Genomic DNA, 4,297 nt, shown 5'->3' with positions numbered 1-4,297 from the left:
CACCTGGATACTGATTTGGAAGATGAAGCGATGCTAGAGTTTGTGCGTAAAGCGGCAGAAAACGCCCAGTTCGTTACCTCCCACTGCGATGGTGCCTTTGTATTGGCTAAAGCCGGAATCTTAAACGACTACGCTTCCACTACCTTCCCAAGCGATGTTGGTACTTATCGAAAAATGTTCCCGCAACTGGAAGTACACGAGGATGTATTGTTCGTACACGTTGGTAAATTCATTACCTCCGCTGGGGGCGCGAAGTCTTTTGAGGCTGCTCTATATCTTTGTGAGTATCTTTACGGAAAAGCAATTGCTGAGGACCTAGCGGAAGGGTTGGTCATTGACTGGGATTTATCTACCGTTCCGCACTTGGCGGTAGGCTCTGATTCATAAATAGCGCAATCAATCTGTTGATGGATTAGAATAAATCGCTGTCTGCATAGATGCTAATCCGAATAGTTACGTTAGCTTTCTATGTGTACCAGGAAAACAGTATTCAGCTACTTATTGTTACTGACAGCACTTCTGTCGGTTGGTACTGCCTTCGCTCAATCACCTACGTACCCTGACACTATTCATTCCGGGCGACTTCGCACGGTTATTTTGGCTGAATCAGCCTTTTATGCGACAGGACTTTCCTATTTGCAATTTGTATGGTATCGTAACCACGAATCGGTTCCCTTTCATTGGTACAACGATAATGCTGGTTGGCTACAGTTAGATAAAGCCGGACATATGTACGCAGCCTACTTTGAAAGCGAGATCGGTTATCATGCTTTGCGTTGGGCCGGAGTATCGCATAAAAAATCACTATGGTACGGTGGTACGCTAGGCTTGGTTTTACAAACTCCCATTGAAATATTTGATGGGTTATACGAAGGGTACGGTTTCTCCTGGGGCGATATGATTGCGAACGCAGCAGGTTCCGCTTTGTTTATAACCCAACAAGCGTTCTTAAACCAACAGACAGTACGAATGAAGTTTTCTTATACACCTTCTGTTTACGCGCAATACCGTCCGTGGGTACTAGGTGAAACGCACGGCGAACGGTTTTTCCAAGATTATAATGGCCATACGTACTGGTTATCGGCTAACCTAAAGTCGCTCTTTCGCTCCTCTAATTTACCACCGTGGTTAAATGTGGCTTGGGGCTACAGTGGCAACGGAATGTTATCGGAGTTTCGTAATCCAGCGGTTTCGCGAGGTATTCAGATGCCCGACCTGATTCGCCACCGCCAATTCTTTCTTTCAGTAGATATTGATCTAACCAAACTGCCCGTTTCTAACCCTTATTTAAAGAAAGTACTTTGGGCTCTCAATTACATCAAAATTCCGGCACCAACATTAGAATACAATCAATTAGATGGTTTACGTTTGCATCCACTGTACTTTTAACTAGTCCAGAACACAAATAAGAAGCAATACTTTCTAGAATGGCAATGATTATGAGCTGTGAGGAAAAAAGCCCCGTATACTACTGTTGCCAAGCGAAATTATATTAGTTTTGTCAATTAGAAAATACACAACATTATCAAACAAATAGGTTATGGGTTATAATTTATTAGCGGGCAAACGAGGTGTTATTTTTGGGGCATTAGACGAAAACTCTATCGCTTGGAAGGTAGCTTTAAAAGCCCGGGAAGAAGGAGCATCTTTTACGCTAACCAACGCTCCGGTAGCACTACGAATGGGTAAAATCAATGAGCTAGCTGAACAGTGCGATGCTAAAGTGATTGCGGCCGATGCTACCTCACTAGAAGACTTAGAAAATCTTTTTCAAGAATCTACTGAAGCCTTAGGGGGCAATCTGGATTTTATTCTTCATTCTATTGGTATGAGTCCTAATGTTCGTAAGGGGCGGGATTATGGTAATCTAAACTACGACTGGTTCCTAAAAACTTTAGATATTTCTGGTCTTTCGTTTCATAAAGTGATGCAGGTAGCCGAGAAAATGGATGTGATAAATGAGTGGGGATCAATTGCCGCACTTACGTACATTGCCGCGCAACGCAACTTTCCCGATTACGGGGATATGGCCCAGGCTAAAGCCGTATTAGAGTCTATTGCTCGAAGCTACGGGGCTCGTTTGGCCCGCCTAAAAAATATCCGGGTGAATACTGTTTCGCAGTCACCCACAAAAACCACCGCCGGAACAGGAATCTCTGGCTTCGATGTGTTCTTTGACTACGCCGATAAAATGGCTCCGCTCGGCAATGCTTCAGCCGATGATTGTGCTAACTATATTGTTACGCTCTTTTCGGACTTCACCCGAATGGTGACGATGCAGAACTTGATGCACGATGGCGGCTTCTCTTCTGCCGGGATTAGCGAGCATATTATTGAAGAATTGAGTAAATAATTTTACGGAAAATGGAAGACGGAGACCGAAGTTCGGTCTCTAGTCTCCAACTTTCGGTTTCCAGATATGGTCGTTTTTCCCAATGCAAAAATCAATCTGGGCTTACATATTGCAAGCAAGCGAGAAGACGGTTATCATAATATTGAGACCTGTTTTGTACCTATTCCGTTGCGGGATATTTTGGAGGCAATTGAGACTGGTCGGCCTCTTGATGATAACTTTCAATTTACTACCTCCGGTTTAACCATACCGGGAAAACCGGAAGAAAACCTATGTGTGCGGGCCTACCAGTTGTTGCAAGCCGACTTCAATCTACCTCCGGCACAAATCCATTTGCATAAAATAATTCCGATGGGTGGTGGGTTAGGTGGCGGTTCATCCGATGCTTCTTTTTTGCTTTGTAGCTTGAATGAGCTGTTTTCTTTGTCGCTCACTGAAAAGCAGTTGGAAGGTTACGCTAGCCGATTAGGAAGCGATTGTCCGTTTTTTATTCGGAATCAGCCCGTGCTGGCGAGTGGAACGGGTAACCAGTTTGAAGATATTTCTCTGGACTTGAAAGGAAAATATATTGTGCTAGTGTTTCCCAATATTACGGTATCTACTGCTGAGGCGTACGCCAAAGTAATCCCGCGACGAACAAATTCATCAGCAACGTCAGCTTCCTTAAACGAGCGGTTGAGTCAACCAACTGAGGAGTGGAAAGAAAATTTGGTTAACGATTTTGAAGTTTCGGTATTTGCTCAGTACCCGATTCTAGCAACCGTTAAAGAACAACTTTATGATGCTGGTGCATTCTACGCGAGCATGAGTGGTTCTGGTTCTACCATATATGGGCTATTTCACCAGGAACCAGATATTAGCAGCATAAGCCGTAACTATTCGGTTTGGCAAAACCAATTGTAATAACTATTCTAACTTTTTCCCATTGATTCGCTAATAAAGGAAGGTTGTTCTTGCTCAAGAACTAGTTGGTTGTACAAATAGACCACGCGCATTTGCTCATGAATTTCCTTTAACCTCAGTTTACACTGCTTTACATAACTAGCAACCTTCACTTGATGTGAATTCATAAGAGGCATTATCTGCGACACAAAATCTTCTATTTCAACAAATTCACCTGATTGGTAAACGTAGTATGTATGCCGGCAGACAGCATTCAAGTATATATGGGGGGCTCTAAAGTCTTCGGTAACGCGTGGGCGACGCACGTATTTGCTCTTTCTCAGTATTGTAATCTCTCCCTCAGATAATACTTCAAAAAAGGTTTTGCGCTGGTATCCCTCTTTCATGGGAAGATCAACCGCTACGTACTTACGATGTCGATACTTAATTGGATCAAATATCTCAAAGTCAGCGATGGTTTCAGCCGTATAAGTTCTTACCAAATCGTCGGTTTTAACTTTAATAGCCTCAAACTTAAGATCGTAACTAATTTTGCCTTCCAGTACTACATCGTTGTCCAATGTTATTTTTCCGGTACACCAAACTCCTTGCTGAGACAAATTAGAAGCTAAAGCAGTTTGGGAAACAATGATGAAGATAAGAAGGCCAATGTATTTCATGGTGGTTTGATAATTAGACGTTCGGTCTAACTGTATCAAACTTGGCACCTATCTAGCTACTTTAATTGAGAGTTTGCGGTTGAACACCAGACGGGTAATGTTCACTGAAATTCACTAATAGTAACCTACTTAGTAGAATAGAATAATTATGAAAAGAGGGATTTTATATAACTATTTAAATTTTTTATTTTCTTAAAAGTGCATGAGTCAGCATTTATAGGTTACATTACGCATGTAACTAGCTACTCGTTTGGTGGGATAAACCACCAGAATAGAGGGCAGGTGTTCAAACCTTGCACTAGACTGCTACTTCGGCTTTAATGTGCGGGTGAGGATCGTATTCAATTAACTCAAAATCCTCGTAGCGAATTGCGAAAAGGTC

At 42.5% G+C, this 4,297-nt stretch carries 5 protein-coding genes; 4 read left to right on the top strand and 1 reads right to left on the bottom strand.

All coding sequences use genetic code 11. The features are described from left to right. From WBA23_RS21125 to ispE, 4 genes are all read left to right on the top strand, one after another. On the top strand, positions 1-387 hold a 387-nt coding region (locus WBA23_RS21125), incomplete at its 5' end, for a DJ-1/PfpI family protein (RefSeq protein WP_424584267.1). 81 nt (positions 388-468) lie between these two features. Beyond that, the gene (locus tag WBA23_RS21120; RefSeq protein ID WP_424584266.1) at positions 469-1,389 is read left to right on the top strand and encodes a DUF2279 domain-containing protein; all 921 of its coding nucleotides are present in this window, start codon (positions 469-471) and stop codon (positions 1,387-1,389) included. A gap of 151 nt (positions 1,390-1,540) precedes the next feature. Next, positions 1,541-2,353 (top strand): enoyl-ACP reductase FabI, encoded by an 813-nt coding sequence (locus tag WBA23_RS21115; RefSeq protein WP_424584265.1) that lies wholly within the window; start codon positions 1,541-1,543, stop codon positions 2,351-2,353. 66 nt (positions 2,354-2,419) lie between these two features. Next, positions 2,420-3,256 (top strand): 4-(cytidine 5'-diphospho)-2-C-methyl-D-erythritol kinase, encoded by an 837-nt coding sequence (gene ispE / locus WBA23_RS21110; RefSeq protein ID WP_424584264.1) that lies wholly within the window; start codon positions 2,420-2,422, stop codon positions 3,254-3,256. 8 nt (positions 3,257-3,264) lie between these two features. Here the strand turns inward: ispE and WBA23_RS21105 are convergent, their stop codons facing one another. Next, entirely contained in the window at positions 3,265-3,954 is a 690-nt protein-coding gene (locus WBA23_RS21105; protein ID WP_424584263.1) for a hypothetical protein, read from the bottom strand. Between the last annotated feature and the right edge of the window lie 343 nt (positions 3,955-4,297).

It is taken from the genome of Tunicatimonas sp. (genome assembly GCF_049647865.1).
GTDB lineage: Bacteria > Bacteroidota > Bacteroidia > Cytophagales > Cyclobacteriaceae > Tunicatimonas.
Note: the sequence above shows the minus strand (reverse complement) of the source record. Positions and strands in the feature narration are given on the sequence as shown.

Bases quoted from the DNA above. Each gene is read 5' to 3' on its own strand.
- WBA23_RS21115 (WP_424584265.1), top strand. From the start codon at position 1,541: ATGGGTTATAATTTATTAGCGGGCAAACGAGGTGTTATTTTTGGGGCA.
- ispE (WP_424584264.1), top strand. From the start codon at position 2,420: ATGGTCGTTTTTCCCAATGCAAAAATCAATCTGGGCTTACATATTGCA.
- WBA23_RS21120 (WP_424584266.1), top strand. From the start codon at position 469: ATGTGTACCAGGAAAACAGTATTCAGCTACTTATTGTTACTGACAGCA.